At 72.2% G+C, this 687-nt stretch carries 2 pseudogenes; both read left to right on the top strand.

Annotated elements, in window-relative coordinates:
• Window positions 1-243: pseudogene (locus IH48_RS37295) on the top strand (hypothetical protein); the annotation flags it as partial.
• Window positions 209-658 (top strand): annotated as a pseudogene (locus IH48_RS37725) (hypothetical protein); the annotation flags it as partial. The pseudogenes IH48_RS37295 and IH48_RS37725, both read left to right, overlap by 35 nt.
• Between the last annotated feature and the right edge of the window lie 29 nt (window positions 659-687).

The following is a 687-nucleotide window of genomic DNA, read 5'->3' as shown; positions in this document are numbered from 1 at the left end:
TGTCTCGTACCAGAGGCGACCGGCGGCTTGCCGGTGGGGGAGAGCGGTGCGCTGGTGGGTGTGGCGTTGCCGGCGGGAGCGCAGCTGGTGCGGATGCTGCGGCACGCCGTCGACGCGCTCGGCGCGACCGTCGTCATGGTCACCCACGACCCGGCTGCGGCCGCCTGGGCCGATCGCATACTGTTCCTCGCCGACGGCGCCTTCGCCCCTGGTCACCGCCCCCGACGTGGTCTTCGCCGATGAGCGCACCGGCGCGTTCGACACCGGCACGGCCGCCGAGGTCCTCGGACGTCGTCGGGTGCGGGCGGTGGCCGAGGCGGTCGGGCAGACGATGGCGACACTGGGCGCGGTGTGTGTGTTCGGCGACCCGGGCCGGGGCAAGACCGCGGCCGTGCGGATGGCGCTTGGCGAAGTGCCCCCGGGCTGGAGGGTGACATGGGTGCCGGTAGCGGTTCGCCCGTCGGTGGCCGGTATGAGGGTGGTCGACGAGGCACAGCGCCTACCCGTGCCGTGCCTGGAGTACCTGCAGAGCCTGTGGGACCACCCCGGCACCCGGGTCACGCTGGTGCTGTGCGGAACGCGAAGGCTCTGGGCCCCCTGCTCCGCTCACTGGACTTTGAAGAAGCGTTCGAAAGCGTCCTGGCCCGCCGAGGGGTGACCCTCACTGCTCCCTGAGTCGGTACGAGA

Origin of the sequence: Streptomyces sp. NRRL F-5126 (assembly GCF_000721265.1) — a bacterium.
Classification (GTDB): Bacteria; Actinomycetota; Actinomycetes; order Streptomycetales; family Streptomycetaceae; genus Streptomyces.
The sequence above is the reverse complement of the archived record's forward strand: the minus strand, read 5'-3'. Positions and strand labels throughout refer to the sequence as shown.